General features: G+C 51.5%; 18 protein-coding genes, 1 tRNA gene and 1 pseudogene. 11 read left to right on the top strand and 9 right to left on the bottom strand.

The annotated features are described in order from the left end of the window. Window positions 1–47 precede the first annotated feature (47 nt). A complete protein-coding gene (pepA, locus tag I6L54_RS22150) occupies window positions 48–1559 on the bottom strand; it encodes a leucyl aminopeptidase (protein ID WP_005134172.1) in 1512 nt (503 codons plus the stop codon). 153 nt (window positions 1560–1712) lie between these two features. Between pepA and I6L54_RS22145 the strand changes: the two genes are divergently transcribed. From I6L54_RS22145 to lptG, 3 genes are all read left to right on the top strand, one after another. Further along, entirely contained in the window at window positions 1713–1763 is a 51-nt protein-coding gene (locus tag I6L54_RS22145; RefSeq protein ID WP_212723231.1) for a hypothetical protein, read from the top strand. A 62-nt stretch (window positions 1764–1825) separates the two neighbouring features. After that, the gene (gene lptF / locus I6L54_RS22140) at window positions 1826–2926 is read left to right on the top strand and encodes an LPS export ABC transporter permease LptF (RefSeq protein WP_040230328.1); all 1101 of its coding nucleotides are present in this window, start codon (window positions 1826–1828) and stop codon (window positions 2924–2926) included. Continuing rightward, a complete protein-coding gene (gene lptG, locus I6L54_RS22135) occupies window positions 2926–4008 on the top strand; it encodes an LPS export ABC transporter permease LptG (RefSeq protein ID WP_005134170.1) in 1083 nt (360 codons plus the stop codon). The genes lptF and lptG overlap by 1 nt, the downstream gene beginning before the upstream one ends. Before the next feature lie 104 nt (window positions 4009–4112). Here lptG and I6L54_RS22130 read toward each other — a convergent pair whose 3' ends face one another. The 5 genes from I6L54_RS22130 to idnD form a co-directional block, all read right to left on the bottom strand. Further along, a complete protein-coding gene (locus tag I6L54_RS22130) occupies window positions 4113–5615 on the bottom strand; it encodes a helicase HerA-like C-terminal domain-containing protein (RefSeq protein WP_040230326.1) in 1503 nt (500 codons plus the stop codon). A 79-nt stretch (window positions 5616–5694) separates the two neighbouring features. Continuing rightward, entirely contained in the window at window positions 5695–6693 is a 999-nt protein-coding gene (gene idnR / locus I6L54_RS22125; protein WP_040230325.1) for a DNA-binding transcriptional regulator IdnR, read from the bottom strand. A 51-nt stretch (window positions 6694–6744) separates the two neighbouring features. After that, window positions 6745–8064 carry a gnt-II system L-idonate transporter gene (idnT, locus tag I6L54_RS22120; RefSeq protein WP_016155581.1) on the bottom strand — a complete coding sequence of 440 codons (1320 nt, stop codon included), beginning with the start codon at window positions 8062–8064 and terminating at the stop codon, window positions 6745–6747. A gap of 104 nt (window positions 8065–8168) precedes the next feature. Then, complete coding sequence (idnO, locus tag I6L54_RS22115; protein WP_040230320.1) at window positions 8169–8933, bottom strand: gluconate 5-dehydrogenase; 765 nt, start codon at window positions 8931–8933, stop codon at window positions 8169–8171. Between the two features lie 11 nt (window positions 8934–8944). Beyond that, window positions 8945–9988 (bottom strand): L-idonate 5-dehydrogenase, encoded by a 1044-nt coding sequence (gene idnD, locus I6L54_RS22110; RefSeq protein WP_005134164.1) that lies wholly within the window; start codon window positions 9986–9988, stop codon window positions 8945–8947. A 217-nt stretch (window positions 9989–10205) separates the two neighbouring features. Between idnD and idnK the strand changes: the two genes are divergently transcribed. Then, on the top strand, window positions 10206–10727 hold the full coding sequence (gene idnK, locus I6L54_RS22105; protein WP_040230318.1) for a gluconokinase: 522 nt from the start codon (window positions 10206–10208) through the stop codon (window positions 10725–10727). 30 nt (window positions 10728–10757) lie between these two features. On the opposite strand, the gene ahr is transcribed toward idnK, so the two are convergent. Continuing rightward, complete coding sequence (ahr, locus tag I6L54_RS22100) at window positions 10758–11777, bottom strand: NADPH-dependent aldehyde reductase Ahr (RefSeq protein ID WP_040230316.1); 1020 nt, start codon at window positions 11775–11777, stop codon at window positions 10758–10760. Between the two features lie 230 nt (window positions 11778–12007). Between ahr and I6L54_RS22095 the strand changes: the two genes are divergently transcribed. The 4 genes from I6L54_RS22095 (at window position 12008) to I6L54_RS22080 (ending at window position 15389) form a co-directional block, all read left to right on the top strand. After that, window positions 12008–12092, top strand: a tRNA-Leu gene (locus I6L54_RS22095). A gap of 222 nt (window positions 12093–12314) precedes the next feature. Next, window positions 12315–13991 (top strand): tyrosine-type recombinase/integrase, encoded by a 1677-nt coding sequence (locus tag I6L54_RS22090; protein ID WP_072041412.1) that lies wholly within the window; start codon window positions 12315–12317, stop codon window positions 13989–13991. A gap of 523 nt (window positions 13992–14514) precedes the next feature. Beyond that, on the top strand, window positions 14515–15027 hold the full coding sequence (locus I6L54_RS22085) for a hypothetical protein (protein WP_040230314.1): 513 nt from the start codon (window positions 14515–14517) through the stop codon (window positions 15025–15027). Then, window positions 15024–15389, top strand: coding sequence for a hypothetical protein (locus tag I6L54_RS22080; RefSeq protein WP_040230313.1), 366 nt, complete (start codon window positions 15024–15026; stop codon window positions 15387–15389). Before I6L54_RS22085 ends, I6L54_RS22080 begins: the two co-directional genes overlap by 4 nt. 268 nt (window positions 15390–15657) lie before the next feature. Here the strand turns inward: I6L54_RS22080 and fic are convergent, their stop codons facing one another. Then, a complete protein-coding gene (gene fic, locus I6L54_RS22075; protein WP_040230312.1) occupies window positions 15658–16734 on the bottom strand; it encodes a protein adenylyltransferase Fic in 1077 nt (358 codons plus the stop codon). 337 nt (window positions 16735–17071) lie between these two features. Here fic and I6L54_RS22070 point away from each other — a divergent pair, with 337 nt between their 5' ends. The 3 genes from I6L54_RS22070 (at window position 17072) to I6L54_RS22060 (ending at window position 18834) form a co-directional block, all read left to right on the top strand. Then, window positions 17072–17338, top strand: a complete 267-nt coding sequence (locus I6L54_RS22070) for a hypothetical protein (protein WP_040230311.1) — start codon at window positions 17072–17074, stop codon at window positions 17336–17338. A gap of 111 nt (window positions 17339–17449) precedes the next feature. Next, a complete protein-coding gene (locus I6L54_RS22065) occupies window positions 17450–18103 on the top strand; it encodes an HNH endonuclease (protein WP_032724019.1) in 654 nt (217 codons plus the stop codon). Window positions 18104–18156: 53 nt separating this feature from the next. Beyond that, window positions 18157–18834 (top strand): HNH endonuclease, encoded by a 678-nt coding sequence (locus I6L54_RS22060; RefSeq protein ID WP_072041411.1) that lies wholly within the window; start codon window positions 18157–18159, stop codon window positions 18832–18834. Between the two features lie 23 nt (window positions 18835–18857). On the opposite strand, the pseudogene mobH reads toward I6L54_RS22060, so the two are convergent. Further along, a pseudogene (gene mobH / locus I6L54_RS24690) lies at window positions 18858–20446 on the bottom strand (MobH family relaxase). Window positions 20447–20578 lie beyond the last annotated feature (132 nt).

The raw sequence follows: 20578 nt of genomic DNA, 5'->3' as shown, positions 1-20578 counted from the left end.
ATGGCGCTGCGCTTATCAGGCCTACATGTTGCAGGCTCGATAGCGTATTACTCTTCGCCGTTAAACCCGGCGCGATTGAGCAGGAACTGCGACAGCAGTGCCACCGGACGACCGGTTGCGCCTTTGGCTTTCCCGGAACGCCATGCGGTACCGGCGATGTCGAGGTGCGCCCAGTTGTATTTACGGGTAAAGCGCGACAGGAAGCAGCCTGCGGTAATGGCTCCGCCAGGGCGCCCGCCAATGTTTGCCATATCCGCAAAGTTGGACTCCAGCTGTTCCTGGAACTCATCACCCAACGGCAGACGCCATGCGCGATCGCCAGCCTGCTCGGACGCGCCGATCAGCTCATGCGCCAGCGGGTTATGGTTCGACATCAGGCCGGTGATGTGATGGCCCAGTGCAATCACGCACGCGCCGGTCAGGGTCGCGACATCAATCACTGCTTCCGGCTCAAAGCGCTCGACGTAGGTTAACACGTCGCACAGCACCAGACGGCCTTCGGCGTCGGTATTGAGCACTTCAACGGTCTGCCCGGACATGGTGGTCAGCACATCGCCTGGGCGATACGCGCGGCCACCCGGCATGTTTTCGCAGCCCGCCAGTACGCCGACGACATTGATGGGCAGTTGAAGCTCGGCCACCATGCGCATCACGCCGTACACTGCCGCCGCACCGCACATGTCGTACTTCATCTCATCCATGCCTTCGGCTGGTTTGATGGAGATACCGCCGGAGTCGAAGGTTAACCCTTTACCGACCAGCACAATCGGACGCGCGTCTTCGGACGGATTGCCTTTGTACTCGATGACCGACATCAGCGACTCATTTTGCGAACCGTGGCCGACGGCGAGGTAAGAGTGCATACCCAGCTCTTTCATCTGCTGTTCGCCGATCACGCGGGTCACAACATTCTTGCTGTAGCTGTCTGCCAGTTGACGCGCCTGGGAAGCCAGATAGGCGGCGTTACAAATATTTGGCGGCATGTTGCCGAGATCTTTCGCTGCTTTAATACCGGCGGCGATCGCCAGACCGTGCTGGATAGCACGCTCGCCGCTGGTCAGTTCACGGCGGGTAGGTACGTTGAAGACCATTTTACGCAGCGGGCGACGCGGCTCGCTTTTGTTGGTCTTCAACTGGTCAAAGCTGTACAGCGTTTCCTGGGCCGTCTCAACGGCCTGACGCACTTTCCAGTAGTTATTGCGCCCTTTGACGTGCAGCTCAGTCAGGAAGCAGACGGCTTCCATTGAGCCAGTATCATTCAGCGTATTGATGGTTTTCTGAATGACCTGCTTGTACTGGCGCTCATCAAGTTCACGCTCTTTGCCACAACCAATGAGGAGAATTCGCTCAGACAGAACGTTAGGAACATGGTGCAGCAACAGGGTTTGCCCCGGTTTGCCTTCCAGTTCGCCACGACGCAGCAGTGCGCTGATGTACCCGTCGCTGATCTTGTCGAGCTGCTCTGCAATCGGAGAGAGGCGGCGTGGTTCAAAGACACCCACGACGATGCACGCACTCCGCTGTTTCTCCGGGCTACCGCTTTTTACACTGAACTCCATGCACTACGCTCCTGAATCTTAAAGACAACAGCGGTGGCTACGGATAGAATTGCAAGCTTTCGTAACTCATACCCGCTGTTGCGGTGACTTCGTGTTAATCTTAACGTTATTACGGCATTGGCACGTCAGAACAATTTCTGAGAGGTGGATCCGTTGAGTATAATGATCTTAGCGACGATTTCGACGACTCAAGAGAATAAATGACGTTTAAGCCATGAAACAAGCTAAATTCCGGCAAAAGACGGGTTTTTACGGGCGTATTTAAAGTGATAATCATAAGATATCTGGTTCGGGAAACGCTCAAAAGCCAACTTGCGATCCTATTCATCCTGCTTTTGATCTTCTTTTGTCAAAAGTTAGTCAGGATCCTGGGTGCGGCTGTTGACGGTGATATCCCGGCGAATCTGGTGCTCTCGCTGCTGGGGCTGGGCGTGCCAGAAATGGCGCAACTAATCTTGCCCTTAAGCCTGTTCCTTGGGCTGCTGATGACGCTGGGCAAACTGTATACCGAAAGTGAAATTACGGTCATGCATGCCTGTGGGCTGAGCAAGGCTGTGCTTGTTAAAGCGGCGATGGTGCTGGCGTTGTTTACCAGTATTATTGCGGCGGTCAACGTGATGTGGGCCGGGCCATGGTCCTCCCGGCATCAGGACGAAGTGCTGGCGGAAGCGAAAGCGAACCCCGGCATGGCGGCGCTCGCTCAGGGGCAATTCCAGCAGGCAACGAACGGCAGTTCGGTGTTGTTTATCGAAAGCGTTGACGGTAGCAGCTTCAAAGATGTGTTCCTCGCGCAAATCCGCCCGAAAGGCAACGCCCGTCCTTCGGTGGTGGTGGCTGATTCCGGACATCTGACTCAGTTGCGTGACGGCTCTCAGGTCGTGACGCTGAACCAGGGGACGCGCTTTGAAGGGACCGCGCTGCTGCGCGATTTCCGCATTACCGATTTCCAGGACTACCAGGCGATTATCGGCCATCAGGCCGTGGCGCTGGACCCCAACGATACCGACCAGATGACCATGCGTACGCTGTGGACGACCGACACCGCTCGCGCCCGCGCGGAGCTGCACTGGCGTATCACATTGGTATTCACCGTATTTATGATGGCGCTGATGGTTGTGCCGCTGAGCGTGGTTAACCCGCGTCAGGGTCGCGTACTGTCCATGCTGCCAGCCATGCTGCTTTATTTGCTGTTCTTCCTGGTGCAGACGTCGCTGAAGTCGAACGGTGGCAAAGGTAAGCTGGATCCGGTGTTCTGGATGTGGGTGGTAAACCTGGCTTATCTGGCGCTGGCGATTGTGCTTAACCTCTGGGATACGGTGCCGATGCGCCGCTTGCGTGCCCGTTTTATGCGTAAAGGAGCGGTATAATGCAGCCTTTTGGTGTACTTGACCGCTATATCGGTAAAACCATTTTTACCACCATCATGATGACGTTGTTCATGCTGGTGTCGCTCTCCGGGATCATCAAGTTTGTCGACCAGCTGAAAAAAGCCGGGCAGGGGAGCTACGACGCGATGGGCGCCGGGCTGTATACCCTGCTCAGCGCGCCGAAAGATATCCAAATCTTCTTCCCGATGGCGGCGCTGCTGGGTGCTTTGTTGGGGCTGGGCATGTTGGCCCAGCGCAGTGAACTGGTGGTGATGCAAGCTTCCGGCTTTACCCGTATGCAGGTAGCGTTGTCGGTGATGAAAACCGCGATTCCGCTGGTGCTGCTGACGATGGCCATCGGCGAATGGGTGGCACCGCAGGGTGAACAGATGGCGCGTAATTACCGTGCGCAGCAGATGTACGGCGGTTCGCTGCTCTCTACCCAGCAAGGGCTGTGGGCGAAAGACGGTGACAGCTTTGTTTACATCGAGCGGGTGAAAGGCGACGCTGAGCTAGGTGGAATCAGCATCTACGCCTTTAACGACAAGCGTCGTTTGCAGTCCGTTCGCTATGCCGCCAGCGCGACGTTTGACCCGGAGCAGAAGGTCTGGCGTTTGTCGCAGGTGGATGAGTCCAACCTGACCGACCCGAAACAAATCACCGGTTCGCAGACCGTGAGCGGCACCTGGAAAACCAACCTTACGCCCGACAAGCTCGGCGTCGTGGCGTTGGATCCTGACGCGCTGTCGATTAGTGGTCTGCATAATTACGTGAAGTACCTGAAGTCGAGCGGACAGGACGCCGGACGCTACCAGCTCAATATGTGGAGCAAAGTGTTCCAGCCGCTGTCAGTGGCGGTCATGATGCTGATGGCGCTGTCGTTTATCTTTGGTCCGCTGCGTAGCGTGCCGATGGGCGTGCGTGTGGTGACGGGGATTAGCTTCGGTTTTGTGTTCTATGTGCTGGACCAAATCTTTGGCCCGCTGACGCTGGTGTATGGTATTCCGCCGATTATCGGCGCGCTGCTGCCAAGCGCCAGCTTCTTCCTGATAAGTCTGTGGCTGATGCTGCGTAAGTCGTAATCACAGTAATCGTAGGCCTGATAGCGCTGCGCTTATCAGGCCTGCCCATGACCCGTAGGCCGGATAAGGCGTTCACGCCGCCATCCGGCAACGTAACGCGGGTGCTAGCTTTTTCTCCCGCCCATCAAGCTTCCCAACATTCCGCGGATTATCTGATTAGTGACCTGTCTCGCCGCGCTTTTCGCCACGCTCTGTACCACGCCATCGCGCTTGCCGCCGCGCGGCCCTGTGCTGCCAAACAAAATATCCTTCAACCCACCGAGAATACCGTCGTCAACCTCGACCGCTTTACCGTTGGCGGGAGGCGTATTTTGCTGCCCGGTGCTGGCCTGAACGCCTTGCTGTAAGCGCTCATAGGCGGACTCACGATCTACCTCTTCCTCATATTTTCCGTACAGCGAAGAGTGATTAATCAGCCCGTTGCGCTCATCGTCCGTCACCGGTCCCATGCGGGAGCAGGGCGCAATCACCATTGCCCGCTCCACCACCGACGGGCTGCCTTTGGCATCCAGAAATGAAACCAGTGCTTCGCCGGTGCCCAGCTCCTGAATGGCTTTCTCGGTATCAAACGCCGGGTTGGCGCGCATGGTTTGCGCCGCGCTTTTCACTGCTTTCTGATCTTTCGGCGTGAACGCGCGCAGGGCGTGCTGCACGCGGTTACCCAACTGGCCAAGCACGTTGTCCGGAATATCCGACGGATTTTGCGAGACGAACCACACGCCGACCCCTTTCGAGCGAATCAGACGGATCACCTGCTCGATTTTATCCAGCAGCACCTGCGGGGCATCGTTGAACAGCAGGTGCGCTTCATCGAAGAAGAACACCAGTTTTGGCTTCTCCAGATCGCCCGCTTCCGGCAATTGTTCGTACAGTTCGGAGAGCATCCACAGCAGGCTGGCAGCGTACAGTTTGGGCATCTGGTAGAGCTTCTCGGCGCTGAGGATATTAATCATCCCTTTGCCGCTGGCGTCGGTACGCATCCAGTCTTTGATGTCCAGCATCGGTTCGCCAAAAAAGTGCGCCGCACCCTGTCGCTCCAGCGACAGCAGTCCGCGCTGGATAGCCCCGACCGAGGCGCTACTGATATTGCCGTACTGATTCTGGAAGGATTTGGCGTTATCGCCAATATACTGAGTGATGGCCCGCAGGTCTTTGAAATCGAGCAGCAGCAGACCCTGGTCATCGGCAATGCGGAAGATAATATCCAGTACGCCGGACTGCACATCGTTAAGGTTCAGCAAACGGGCCAGCAGCAGCGGACCGAGGTCAGATACCGTGGCTCGCACCGGGTGACCTTTTTCGCCGAAGATATCCCACACCGTGACCGGATTAGCATGCGGTTGCCAGTCGGTAATGCCGATATTTTTCAGGCGGGCGAGCAGCTTTTCAGAGGCCTGTCCTTCCTCGGCCACGCCGGTTAAGTCACCTTTCACATCGGCCATAAATACCGGTACGCCAATCTCGGACAACGATTCGGCCAGCTTTTGTAGTGTGACGGTTTTACCGGTCCCGGTCGCGCCGGTAATCAGCCCGTGACGGTTGGCCATGCCTGGCAGTAAAAACAGTTCGGTGTCCGACGTGCGGGCAATTAGCAGGGGTGCGCTCATTGAGATTTCCTCCATTTATCCTGCCTGGAGTATAGGCAATGTCCATCAAAGAGAGTATGCGATGGCGAGAGAAAATGACTTAAAGCGTATTGCCGTGATAAATCTGATACCCGAGATCGACGGTGTTGTGGTTATGGTCGTTGTTCTTGATTTTGCTCAGCAACATCTGCGCCGCCATACGGCCAATGTCAAAACGCGGGGTGATCACGCTGGCGAGACTTGGGATCATCTGCCTGCCCATTTCCAGCCCGTGAAAACCGGCAATTGAGATCTGTTCCGGAACGGCCAGCTCGCGCTCGCGGCACAGCAGCAGCGCGCCCATCGCAATATCGTCGTTAGTGCAAAACACGCCGTCTAAATCCGGATGCGCAGCCAGCGCGTCCCGCATCATCTGGGTGCCGAGATGAATGGACGAAATAGCGCGCGGATTGACGCGCAGCGGCACCAGACCACGACGCGTCATGGCATCGCAGTAGCCGCGATAGCGTTGTTCATCGCGGACATCATCTTTTGAACCAAGGTAGAGGATTTTGCGGCGCTGGCGTTTGTCCAGCATGGTGCTGACCATATCAAATGCCGCCTGACGGTTATCGAACCCTACTTCCATGTCCAGACGATCGCCCTGAATATCCATCAGTTCTACCACCGGTATGTTGGCTGAACGCAGAAATTTAACCGTGCGCAGAGTGTGATATTTCTCGGACAGGATAATGCCGTCGATATTATACGACAGCAGGTTGATCACCGACTCTTCCTCGGATTCCCGGTCATAATTGTAGTTGGCGATCAGCGTCTGATAGTTATGGTCCGAGGTGACTGACTCGATACCGGCCAGAATGTCAGCGAACAGCTGGTTTTGAAACGAGGGGATCAGCACGCCGAGCGTGTAGCTTTGCGCGTTAAGCAGCATCGCGGGCGCGCGGTTGGGGATGTAATTAATTTCCTCCATAATCTGCGCGATGCGTTCACCGGTTTCCTTTGCGACCTTTTTCGGCGAGCGAATGTAGCGGCTCACCGTCATTTTGGTCACGCCCGCCAGCGTGGCGATGTCTTGCAAAGAAATTCTGTGGTTCCTCATTTTCTCTCCAGTGCCGGGGAGCGCAGACCTGTGCTCCCCGGTAATACCGTCTTAATGCAGGATGGCGTTCAGCGCCAGAACCCCCAGCAGACCCATAATGGAAATCAGCGTTTCCATTACCGTCCATGTGCGCAACGTTTCGCCCACGCTGAGATTAAAATAGCCTTTAAACAGCCAGAATCCCGGATCGTTAACGTGGGACGCAATCACGCTGCCCGCGCCGGTAGCCAGCACCATCAGCGCCGGGTCAGCATGGGTGACGTTGATAATCGGCAGCACCACGCCTGCGGTGGTGATCGCCGCCACGGTGGCTGAACCGAGCGCGATGCGCAGCAAGGCGGCAACCGTCCAGCACATCAGCAACGGAGAAAGCGACGTGCCGGTCATCAGGTGCGAGATATATTGCCCCACGCCGCTGTCGACCAGAACCTGCTTAAACGCGCCGCCCCCGGCGATGATAAACACAATCATCGCAATTGCGCCGATAGAGTCGCCAATGATATCCATAATTTGCTCGATCGTACGTCCGTTACGTCGACCAAGGGTAAAAATGGCGAGTACGATAGCGATAAACAACGCGACCGCAGGGTTGCCGATAAACTCAAAGAACACCCGCACGCTGTTGGTTTTCGGCAGCGTAATTTCGCACACGGCGGCGACCGCCATCAGTATGACCGGGATTACCGCCGCAAAGATACTGTTCCAGAACGATGGCATCTCTTCTTCGGTGAACAGATGCGGGTTGAACAACCCTTCCGGCGGTGCTTTCTCAAAGCGGGTCAGCAGCTTAGAAAACAGCGGCCCGGCAACAATCACCGTCGGGATAGTAATAATAAATCCGTACAACAGGGTGGTACCGAGATTGGCCTCGAAAATGGTAGCAATCGCGGTCGGCCCTGGATGCGGCGGCAGAAAACAGTGGGTCACGGATAGCGCGGCGACCATCGGCACGCCGACATACAGCAGCGGCAGGCCGGACGAGGCCACCACCGTAAACACCAGCGGCAGCAGCAGAACAAAGCCGACTTCAAAAAACATTGCCAGACCGACCACCAGACCGGTGATCACCAGCGCCCACTGCACGCGTTTTTTACCGAACGTGCCAATCAGCGTGGTGGCGATGCGCTGGGCCGCACCGGTATCGGAAATCAGTTTGCCGAGCATTGCGCCGAAGCCGAGGATCATCGCCAGCCCGCCGAGCGTGCCACCGATCCCGTTTTGTATTGAGTGCAGAACGGCCTGTGCATCCATCCCTTCGGCAAAACCAACGACCGCCGCCACCAGAACCAGAGCAATAAAGCCGTTAACTTTAAAGCCAATCATCAGAACCAGGAGCAGCGCGACGCCTGCCGCAATTATTATTAATGGCATAATCGTTTCTCTTATATCCCCGTCATCCTGCAACTCGAATGATTTAGGGTGTCTGTGCCAAAAAGGCAGCGCCTGGGCGCTGCGTGATGTTGCGTTGTGTGGTATCAGACGGCGACCAGCATGCCGCCATCGACAAACAACAGGTGCCCGTTTACAAAATCGGATGCTTTAGAAGAGAGGAATACCGCCGCGCCGATCAGCTCCTGCGGATCGCCCCAGCGCGCGGCTGGCGTACGTTTGCACAGCCAGGAGGTGAAGGCTTCATCCTCGACCAGCGCTTTGGTCATCTCGGTTTTGAAGTAGCCCGGTGCGATCCCGTTGACCTGGATATTGTGGCGCGCCAGCTCAACGCACATTCCGCGGGTAAGCATTTTTACCGCGCCTTTCGAGGCGGCATACGGCGTGATGGTGTCGCGGCCCAGTTCGCTCTGCATGGAGCAGATGTTGATGACCTTCCCGGCCTGACGTTCCACCATGCGACGCGTTACCGCCTGCGAGACCAGGAATACCGCCGTCTGGTTAACGGCAATCACATCGTTCCAGTCCTGCTCCGGGAACTCGGTAAACGGATGGCGACGCTGGATACCGGCGTTATTCACCAGCACATCGATCGGGCCAATGTCTTTTTCGATATGGTCGATGGCGGCATCGATATCCTGTTTATGCGTAACATTGAACGGCGCGGCCACGGCGCGGATCCCTTCCTGCTGCAATTTGGCGACGGCGGCCTCCGCACGCTCCGGCGTAATGTCATTAACGATAATCTGTGCGCCATATTTACCCAGCCCGGTCGCCAGTAAATAACCAATACCCTGGGCTGAACCGGTGATCAGAATGTTTTTGCCGTCCAGTGAAAAAAGATCGTTCATCATGTTATTCCTTATTTTATGTCTTCGAAAACGAGCTGGACTTTCGCCGCCTGGGTTTTATCCCCGGCGAATATCAGCGCCTGTTCAAGCTCGGTAAACGGATATTCAGCGCTGAGTAACGGCAGCGGATCGATAACGTTATTCGCCAGCCACGACACCGCGGTGTTGAACTCGGTGGTAAAGCGGAACGAGCCTTTGAGCGCGATCTCTTTGCCGATCAGCATCATCATCGGGAAGTCCGGCACCGCGCCGCCCATGCCGACCTGCACCATCACGCCTCTCGCGCGGGTCACTTCCAGACAGGTGGTGATTGAGGACGGATGACCAGAGACTTCAAAGCTGACGTCGAAGTAGCCTTTCTCTTTTTTCCACGCGTCGAGCGAGTCCTGCTGCGGGTTAATCAGCGTATCGGCACCCATCTGTTGCGCCAGCGAGAGCGAGCGCGGGCTGATATCCGCACAGACGATTTCTGCCGCGCCGAGCGTTTTTACCGCGCTGACGATGAGGCAGCCGATAGGCCCGACGCCGGAGATAAACACGCGCTTGCCCTGCAGGTCGCCCGCTTCATGCGCGGCGTGGATCGCGACCGCCAACGGTTCGGCAAAGGCCATGACTTTTTCATCGGCCTCTTGAGGGTAGGGGATGCACTGCGCAGTATCGACGGTTTTAAACTGAGTGAAGCCGCCGTCGACGTGGGGAAAATACATGGCGCTGCCAAAAAAGCGCATTTCCGTGCACTGGTTTTCTTCATGCTGCAGACAGTATTTACAGTGGCCGCAGGGCTTCGACGGATTAATCGCCACCGACTGACCTTCATGTAATTCTGTTGAATCGCTGTGCACTACTTTACCAATAACTTCATGGCCTAAAATCATCGGCGCTTTAACGGTAAAATTACCGACTTTGCCTTCCTGATAATAATGTAAATCGGAACCACAAATTCCCCCGCGGGTAATTTGTACCAACGTTCCTTTATTATTCCATTCTATATTTTGGTCGGTAATGGCAACAGTTTTCTTACCCGCGACAACGCAGGATTGGGTTTTGACTTGCATAAATGCCTCACTGGTCAGGTAGTAACCTCGGCAGCATTTAAACGGTTTTAATTGTTATTATTTGTGATACAGATCACGCTGAGAAATTGTTACACTACAATGTTACGCATAACGTGATGCGCCCTGTAAATCTGCTCAGTCGCGGCAAAAAAAGGTGAGTTCTGCAATGTGGAAGGCGTAGTATCGCGCCATAGAATATGAATCTGGAGTTTTTTCAATGGCTGGGGAAAGTTATATTTTAATGGGCGTTTCGGGTAGCGGTAAATCTTTAATTGGCAGTAAAATTGCCGCTGTATTATCGGCTAAATTCATTGATGGCGACGATCTCCATCCCGCTAAAAATATTGATAAAATGTCTGAAGGTATTCCATTAACCGATGAAGACCGACTGCCGTGGCTGGCGCGATTAAATGACGCGTCATACAGTTTATTTAAAAAGAATGAGACCGGATTTATTGTCTGCTCGTCATTAAAAAAACAGTATCGCGATATATTGCGTCAGGGTAGCCCGAATGTGCATTTTCTGTGGCTGGACGGCGACTACGAGACCATTCTGGCACGCATGCAGCGTCGGGCAGGCCATTTTATGCCGGTGGGACTACTCAAAAGTCAGTTCGACGCGCTGGAATGTCCGCAGGACGATGAGAAAGATATTGCCCGCATCGACGTGAACCATGATATTGAGCATGTGACGGAACAGTGCCGCCAGGCGGTGCTCGCGTTTCGTAACGGGCAATAAGCCCAGCCCCTTGCGGGACTGAGCCCGGCATCAGAAGTCGGCTTTCAGCACCACGCGGTAGCGGGCCTTGCCATCACGCACGTGCTGGATTGCTTCGTTTATTTGCGACATCGGGTACAGCTCAGTGGTAGGCGACACCTTGCTGCGCCCGGCAAACTTCATCAGCTTGCGCAGCTCGAATGGCGTCCCGGTCGCCGAACCGGAGATGCTGCGATCCCCGACAATTAAGGTAAATGCCGGTACCGGCAGCGGCTTCAGCACTGCGCCGACGGTATGGAAGTTACCGCCGTAGGCCAACGCTTCAAAATAGGGCTGCCAGTCGAGATCGACGTTAACCGTGTTAATGATGAGATCGAACTGGCCCGCCAGCGCTTTTAGCGCATCCGGATCGCGGCTGTTGACCACCTTATCCGCTCCCATCGCCAGCACCTCCTGTTCTTTCGCCGGGTTGGAACTGAATGCGGTCACTTCACAACCCATCGCGTGTAACAGCTTAATGGCGATATGTCCCAGGCCGCCGATACCGATCACCCCGACGCGGCTGGTGGCGGTGATATGGTGCATCAGCAGCGGTTTGAACACGGTGATACCGCCGCACAGCAAGGGGCCAGCTGCCGCCAGATCGATACTCTCCGGCAGCGGGATCACCCACTGCCAGTCGGCTCGCAGCTTCTCGGCAAAGCCGCCGCGATTGAGAATAGTGGGAACGGAGCCTTCCAGGCAGTTAATCTGATTGCCGCTGATACAGGCGTCGCAATGCCCGCAACTGCGCGCCGTCCAGCCAATGCCGACGCGCTGACCAACCTTCAGACCCTTATCCTGCGCCGCGCTGCCGAGCGCTGCCACGCGACCAATCACCTCATGCCCGGCAACCAGCGGATACTGAGAGAATCCCCATTCGTTGTCGATCATCGACAAATCGGAATGGCAGATACCGCAGTAATCGACCTGGACTTCGACATCTTCCGGCTTAAGCTCGCCCGCATCATATTCATAGAGTTCGAGCTCGCTGCCCGCCGCTTTTGCGGCGTAGCTTTTTATCATCGACATCGTGTTTCCCTCAGTGTGGTGTTGAACTGGAAGTGTAGAGCATGGGGAAACGGGATGCTTCGCAGAAGGGGGGATTAAGGTGGTTGTTGCGGGGGATAAACTGTGATGGTGATTGCACGTGTGCAAGGTAATGCTGAAATTTTCAACACTTAGCAGGCCAGACACACGCTGGCGCTTGCATGGCGGCGCACGACAGGTATAATCCACAACGTTTTCCGCATCCCTTCCGTGCCGGAGTGGCGAAATCGGTAGACGCAGTTGATTCAAAATCAACCGTAGAAATACGTGCCGGTTCGAGTCCGGCCTTCGGCACCAAGTGATGCAATAATTAGCTACCTAATGGTGGCTTTTTTTGTGTCCATTTCCGTCCAAATTCGTCCATATCCATCTGTAATTCAAAGATAATTTATTTTTTGGTAATAGCCATATTTATTTTGTAGTCTTTCCGTGTTGGTCGTTTTTCATCCATTGACATCCACACGATTTGGGGGCCAAATTGGGGGCTTAGACGTAGTTCGATAATAGTGAGGCCCCCAAATGGCACTAACAGATCGCGCTATAGTCCACGCCAAGCCTTGTGGCAAGCCGTATAAGCTCAGTGACTCGCATGGACTTTACCTGCTGGTTAACCCTAACGGTTCAAAACGCTGGTACATCAAGTACCGCTTTGTAAACAAAGAGAAAAAGCTCGCTTTAGGACCTTATCCGCTTTTGACGCTTGCACAGGCAAGACGCATGCGTGAAGAGGCCCAATTACTGCTGATTTCCGGCATCGATCCGAGCGCACACCGAAAGGCTGAACGCCTTGCTATAACGCCGGAACATACGTTTGAGTCTGTGGCACGCGAATGGGTCACCAGTAATGTGAACTGGTCGGCAGAACATAAGAAGCGGGTGTTGCGTTATTTCGAGCTTTACGTCTTTCCCACGAATGGTAGCTGCGACATTACCAAAATGAAGGTCAAAGACCTGCTGGTACCCATCAAAGAGGTGGAGAAAGCGGGCAAACTGGATGTTGCTTCCCGGCTTCAGCAGCGCACTGCCTGCGTGATGCGCTACGCCGTCCAGAACGGCATTATCGATCATAACCCTGCATCGGATTTAACCGGCGCGGTCTCCACGCCCAAAGTGCGTCACCACCCTGCACTGGATCTTAATCTTATCCCTGATTTCCTGGAAAGGATCGACGATTACAAAGGCCGTCAACTGACTCAACTGGCGATAAAGCTGGCCCTGCTGCTGTTTATCCGCTCCAGCGAACTGCGCTTTGCCCGCTGGGATGAGATTGATCTGCGTAACGCCATGTGGACCATCCCCGCTGAGCGTGAGCCGATCCCCGGCGTTAAATATTCAGCGCGTGGTGCGAAGATGCACTCCCCACACCTGGTCCCATTATCACGTCAGGCCATCGAACTGCTGCACGAGGTGAGGCAGCATTGCAGACCGGGAACTGAATTGGTGTTCCCCGGCGATCATAACTACCGCAAACCGATGAGTGAAAACACCATTAACAAAGCGCTGCGTGTGATGGGCTACGACACCCAGAAAGATGTCTGCGGCCACGGTTTTCGCACTATGGCCTGTAGCGCGCTGGTGGAGTCAGGCCTGTGGTCAAGCGACGCGGTAGAGCGCCAGATGAGCCATCAGGAACGTAAGCGCGTGCGGGCAGCGTATATCCATAAGGCGCAGCACCTGGAAGAGCGCCGGGAGATGATGCAGTGGTGGGCGGATTATCTGGATGCAAACCGCTTCAGGCATGTGGTGCCGTATGGATTCAAAAAGTCGCCGGGAAGCACACTAGACCATATGAGCTTTCAGGAGCGCAATGACCGGCAACTGGAGGAGCTGAAAGTTAGAATACTGGCTGACTCGGAATGGCTGACGGCGTCTGAGTTATCGGCAAAAGCGGGTTTCCGTTCTGCCGATCCTGAGGCAGGCCCGAAAGGCTGGAAAGCCGCCGGGAAGATATTCTCGCTGAAGGTCGATGGGGAGGATTTGTACCCGGATTATGTTCTTGATGAGAAAATGCGGCCTCTTAAGGTTGTGAGGTTGATACTCTCGCTGTTCAAAGAACGCAAAACGCCGTGGGGGCTGGCAATTTGGTTTAGCTCCGCAAACCGCAGGTTGAGAGGTGGGAAGCCGAAAGATTTGCTGATTTCAAAGTCAGAATTGGTGCTGATGGCGGCGCAGGATGAGGTGGAGTTGGGGGAGTAGGAATGATGGTGGTATTTAGTTATTACTAGATTTGGGCTGTTTTTGCTGGGGGGTTGACAACAGGAACAATTGAATGAGTTCGAATTCTTTGATTTGAAAATCATTAAACGTTGCAAAAGATTTGGCCTAATTGTTTCTGTTGTTGGATTATTTTTACAGATTAATAAAAGTCGAGAATTCATTTTGTTGAAGCAAATCTTTCTTTAAGAATAAATACTTATTAAATAAGAGTGAATAAATATTTAGAATATTCGGTGTATTTATTATTAGGATGCTTGTATGGCCCTCTAAGGATCTCTGGTAATATTATATTTGCCGAAGTTTTTTATTCTGAGGCAGTATCAAAAAAATATTTAGATAAAAGCATTTGAAATATTTCTATTAAATTCTTGGCGCTTTTTTATACATATGATATTATTTGGTTTTAGTGTCGTTACAATCACCTTTGGATATTGATTTCTGCACTATTATGAAGAGGGTATTTTAGTTCAAATTGTACAAGGCTTATTGGCGTGGTTAATTTATGGACAATAAAATGGAAATCTTTTCGTGGGCAAATTTCGGAAATGTTCTAACTTGGTTGTCAGTATTTGCATCGATTGTTGGTGGCATATACACAATCTTGGTATATATCAGAGTGGCAGATATAGAAAATAAATATCTCGTTAAAGTTAGACTTCCTGAACTGATTTCAAAGCTTCAGGATCAAAATAAAGATTTACCAAAACTTCTTTCTGAATTTGAACAAGACAATACTAGTAATAAGAAAAAAAGCGCAGTATCCGCTTCTGTTCACTCAACAATAATAATATTGGAAGATGTTAAACGGAAGTTGGAACTTGATAAAAATCAGTTTAAATATTCAAGCCCTCCAATATCAAAATGGTTACTTTCAGTAACAGATGAAAAATTATCTAGAATGCTTAGCTCCAGACATCTCGACATTGAAGGATTATGGGGAATCCAATCAGAGTTAAGCAGTGTAATTATGCACTTAGAACAAATAAATTTAGATTTAGGATGGACGAGATCATGAGTGATAATATTATACAGTTGATCACGCAATTAAATAGATACACCTTGAATGGAAGTATATCTTGGAGGAGGGATGATGCTCCTTATAATATCACTCATGGTTCGGATTCATATATACCTCTATTTTTTAGCGTTAATTTCAATGGAACTAAGTTTGGGATCTATGAAGAGAAGTATAGATATTACACAGATGTCGATGAGTTTTACTGGACGTCTCAAATCGTTCTTTGCATCCTTGATGATAATAATCTTGAGGTATGGAAGTATAAAGAAAGATTTTCTGTCCTTAATGACCTTTTTGATAATGTTAGGTATAAGCAATCAGGGATTGAAGATATTTTAAGCAAGCTCCCAAAAAACTAAGTGTATAAAGCAGCTTTGAAAGGAGCTGCTTTTATATAAATTTCTTATTGGTTCCTAGAATATAAATTTCTATGGATTTCATTCATATATCATCTAATGTTAATATGGTTTTCAATCTAATTGACTTAGCTTTGTATGATAAAATGATTATCAATATAATAAGATATTAATCATGCCTGCTTCAGCTATCACATCGCCATTAATGTCAGGTTTTGCTAAGGTCATCATTAGTTCTGGAAAAATCTGAGCTAACACTAATTAATACACTTTACTGATTCAATTCCTGAACCAACCTGGTGTTGATATACAGCTTTTCTCGACCAACGCTCATTTCTTCCAGCACGCCTATCTCGACTAACTGTTTGAGATACGCTGATGCCGTCTGGCGTTTAGCGATACCTCGTTCAACAAGGTTATCGATCCGGCAATACGGTTGCGCATAGAGCACCTGGATGAGTTCATAGGTATATATTTTTGGTAGCTTCTCACGTACATACTCGGTCGTTTCTGCCATCAATGCCCGAACAACCGCAATCTTGTCAGTCGTCCATCGGGACGTGTTTTCTACGGCCTCCAGCATAAATAATATCCACGATTCCCAGTCTCCTTCATCTGTTACCCTACGCAAGAGCATGTAGTAATCACTACGTCTCTCCAGAATAAAGCGGGACAGGTACAGGATAGGCAGTGAAAGTAATTCATTTTGAATCAGGTAAAGAATATTCAGGATACGACCTGTTCGCCCATTCCCGTCCGGAAAAGGGTGGATGCACTCAAATTGATAGTGTGCAATAGCCATTTTCACCAATGGATCTAAATCATCATCGCCATGTATGAACTGCTCCCAGTTCGCCAATAAGTTACGGATAGTATCTTCACCCACCGGGGGCGTATACACCACGCTGTTATTCTGATCGCGCAGTACCGTGCCCGGTGTTTTTCTTATATCGGTCTGAACTGCGCGTAATTTGGTGCAGATAGCGATTGCTGTGTTTGTGCAAAGTGGATAGGTCTCAAGATGGGTATAACCATCATAAAGCGCCGTACGATAGCGCAATGCTTCTTTGGTTGCTGGATCTGCTCCGTCTGCACGATCAGCATACTGAAAGAGCTGATCGCTGGTCGTTACGATGTTCTCAATGCGTGAGGAATCTTTCGCTTCCAGCATCGGAAGAATGTTAATCAACAATCCCTGGTCGGGGATCAACTCACCCGCTGTTTTCAGCTCTGCAATTGCCGCACGCGCATTTATACACGCTTTTAGTACATTGCGAGTTTCAATTTGCTGCAGATCAGGCGGCAGTTTTGGCAGATCGTTGTAAGGGGCTTCGGGATTCCAGTTCATATATTTATAAAAACCGATTTCATCGACATATAGACATCATATGTCGATGCTATAAGCATGTCACGGCATCATGTTTAAAAAATCGTGTTTTATCGACATATCGCCGCAACGTGTCGATGGCATAAACATGTTTTGGCTATATGTTTAAAAAAATGCTTTTTATCGACATATCCTCAGACGCTTGGTGCAGACTGTCTGGATTTGTCTAGGAAGAGACTTCACTACCTGAGACTTATCGACCTTTAAATGGGTCTCTCGGCAAAACTTGCAAATGTGAAAAACGCCCCTATTTCATGGCCAATTAACCGCGAAATTCTAGCCATGGAGGATATTACCGATGTTACCCCGGACACACCGCCAGCTTGTGAGCGTTGAAGTGATGTGGCCTGCTCAGACGCTACCACTTCCTCTGCAACAGGTAGTCGAAGCATTGAATCAGGGCGAAACGCCTGATCAGATTATTATCCGCATGAATCAACAGGGTCTGCTGGCGTGGCGCGAAGGCGCATCAGAGCAGGATGCACACGATGTTTTTCAGGTGTGGCTGGACAACCAGCATGAGGCGCGGTTTCTCTGCCGCTACGTTACGTTGCCGCTGCACTGATACCCGTATTCCGGTAAGGCGAAATTGAAGAATGCTGTTTATCTCCGGATAAATTAATATGGTATAAAATAAAGAGTTAGCATATGTCGTTTCAGGGATGATGAGTTGTAAATGAAGAAGAAACTACCAGACCACCTTTCCAGGGAATGCATTATTGCGGCTATGCGCGCCTATGATGAAGGTGTACGCCACCAGTTCAGCGAGTCCCGGCTGTATGATGTGGTCTTTGAAGGGCGCAGTTATCCACCGAAAGCGATAGTCGGTATTGCTGCTTCAAATCTGAGAGGCGTTGAGTTTTCCCCTGAAGATTTTAGTGGTGGTATCAAGTCGAAATGCGTCAAGTTGCTTACCGATCAAGGGTTCCAGATCGTTGAGAAAAATGTGGGTAACGAGCAGCCCGCCAACAGCATTTTTCCTGATGAACTACCACCGCAGAGCGTATTTACTGAAGGTGCCGCTACGCAGGTAACGGTTAACCGCTACGAACGTGATCGTAAGGCCCGACAGGCCGCATTAGCCTGGCATGGTTGTCTGTGTAAAGTATGTGGTATTGATATGATGAAGGTGTATGGCGAGATAGCGAAAGGTTTTATCCATATACATCACCTGATTCCGCTATCAGACATCAAAGAGAATTACTCTCTGGATCCCAAAAAAGATCTTATTCCCGTCTGCCCTAATTGCCATGCCATGTTACATCGACGGAGCCCCCCATTTTCTCCAGAGGAGCTGGCAACAATCATACAAAAATATATGATCTCATAGACTCTATAACGGATCTCCTTTAAATTAGTGTGTTATTTGTGGAGGAATAAAGATTGAATGATGTATATGCTTTTGATCTAAAATTGGTCTGTGGTGGGTACGCTTATTTCTCGACAGATACTTTAGGTTCTGCTCCTGATGATCAAGGCCTGGAGTTCCGTACTCCATCGCCTGTAATAAGTGAGCGATTTTCTCGTGCATTGGAAGAGCTAGGCCAAACTTACACAATAATTAATGATACAAAGTCTCTTTATGAGTGGACATGTTTTCAGGGCTGGGCTCTTGTCGATATTTCTTTTGCTTATGAGCACATGCCTCATTGGTTGAGAAAAAAGAAATGCTTAATATCTCCTTTTGGTTCGTTTACAGATATTGCGTTGGCATCAGATTCCGTTAGGAAACGAACATTCCGAGGTAAATTTAAAAAAAGAATTCTTGATAGAGATAATAATCAATGTGTGATTTGTTCAAGCACAGAAAATCTTACTCTTCAACATGTTGTTCCTTATTCAAAAGGCGGGGAAACAAGCTACAGAAATTTAGTTACCCTATGTGAACCCTGTAATCAAAAACTTGGATCTGATTGTTATCGAGAGTTGTTCAGATTGGCGGGTTTAAAGGGCGATTACGAACCTTCACTTGTAAACAAAGCTATGCCGGATGATAAAGCACTTATTCGTGCAGTTCAATTCTCAAGTAATATTATGCATACACGTTGCGATCTTTATTGACCGATTAGCTATTAATCAAACTATTAAATCGGTAATAACTTCAGCCACGGGTTATTCACCGGTATTTTCTCTCCAAGCACCAGCCCAGGATCCTCCATCAGAAACCCTTTCAACTGACTACTTTTCTTTTGTGGAACCCGAACCTCGCAGGTCCAGATAAAACTGTCATCATTACAGCGCAGGGCCAGCCCTGACTCCTGAAACATTCGCTGTGCCAGTTTCCAGCCGTCGCCGCTATCGCCTGTCGTTTCTGCTGCATATATCTTAAAGATCCCCGGTGTGACCAAAAAAAGATGGTTTTCCACCACATGTACCTTGCCGTTCCGGGTATTCACCGTGGCTGAAGAACTGGTGTGGTTCTTCAGCCACTGCAGGAAGTTGTTATTGTCACCAAGCCTCGGGTCGTCTGCTATTTCCGGCAGCGGTTGAGTGGGCGCGCTAAGTTCAGGGACGGGTTCAGCTTCGCTTACCGGCGTCACATCACCGGCAAAACAGGCGGGACGTTGTTCGCCTGGCTCCCATATTGCAGACGGCGTCAGGCGCAGCAGCGTCAGCGGTTCAACGGGCGACCAGCCCTTATCTGATCGGATAATGCAGCGCCAGATCGCTTTATCCTCATTGGCAACGATAAGCTGATGTGCCAGCAGTTCGTCAAACAGGCGGTTATTATTTTCCGGTACGCTGGCTACGCCATGCTGGAGCAGCCAGGCCCGCACCCGGTCGGCGGTGGTTTTGCTGATAAGCCACAGCGCATCCTCCGTCAGCCAGCCATCCGATCCGCATTCGGGATTATTCAGCCAATAATCGTTCTGTACCAGCGACCGCAAGGCTGTAAGAAGCTGCTGGGGGAAGGACGAGGGCTTTTGCGCCAGCGCGGTTTTGATATCGCCGCCGAGGTATCGGGCAACGGAGGCTTTATCGGCCAACTGTACCAGTTCAGTCAGTGCGCCAGCCCGTTCGTAGTGTCCGGTAAGCTGATAAATCAGGGACGCAAAAGCCGTGGGGTATCCGGCCAGCCATTCCAGTAATGGCGAGGGTATCAACTGATTAATCAGCATTGCGCCAGCCGCAGGGTGCAGATGATAGTCGCGACCGTGGCTCTGGTACTGCCAGCGATAAGGCTGTGCCAGATTACCCTGCCACGGATGCCAGCGGGTGCCATCACGTTGATGAATCTCCATATCCACGGCGATTTTTCCCGTATCGTGCAGCAATGCCGCGCAGACTACCGTGACCGTCCATGCGCTGGCCTGCCGGGCCTGTTCTTCCGCCCCCGTTTCTGGTGGCAGCAGGTAACCCTGGCGAAGCCGGATGGCGTTGCAGGCAACTTCCAGCGAATGATCCAGTAGCCCCCGGCAATGGAATGATGATGACTTTGTGAGGCGGGCAGCAGTTGCACCAGTGCGGCGAAGTGGTGAATCGCAGTGAGGATCCAGCTATCAAACAGGGTATCCGGCAGCGGGGTCAGTTGCCGTAACTGCTGCAAACAGGACTGGCGTAACGGTGTCGCCAGCAATCGCTCTGCGGATTGCGGCGCAAACCAGCCCTCCGGCAGCGAAGCGTCTGGCGCAGGTGGGTGGCTCCGGGATGGTCTTTGTAGCCACTTCAGCATAATTCTCCTTTTCGGGCAGGCCCCTTTGCCCTTGTCGCCCTTCCTTTGCAGTGTCTTACTTGAAAATTTTTTGTACAGTATGTTTTTCCTATTTTAAATGATAATTTATAGATTGAATTATTCAATTCTTAT

The sequence above is a fragment of the Citrobacter pasteurii genome (assembly GCF_019047765.1).
GTDB classification, from domain to species: domain Bacteria; phylum Pseudomonadota; class Gammaproteobacteria; order Enterobacterales; family Enterobacteriaceae; genus Citrobacter; species Citrobacter pasteurii.
The sequence above is the reverse complement of the archived record's forward strand: the minus strand, read 5'-3'. Positions and strand labels throughout refer to the sequence as shown.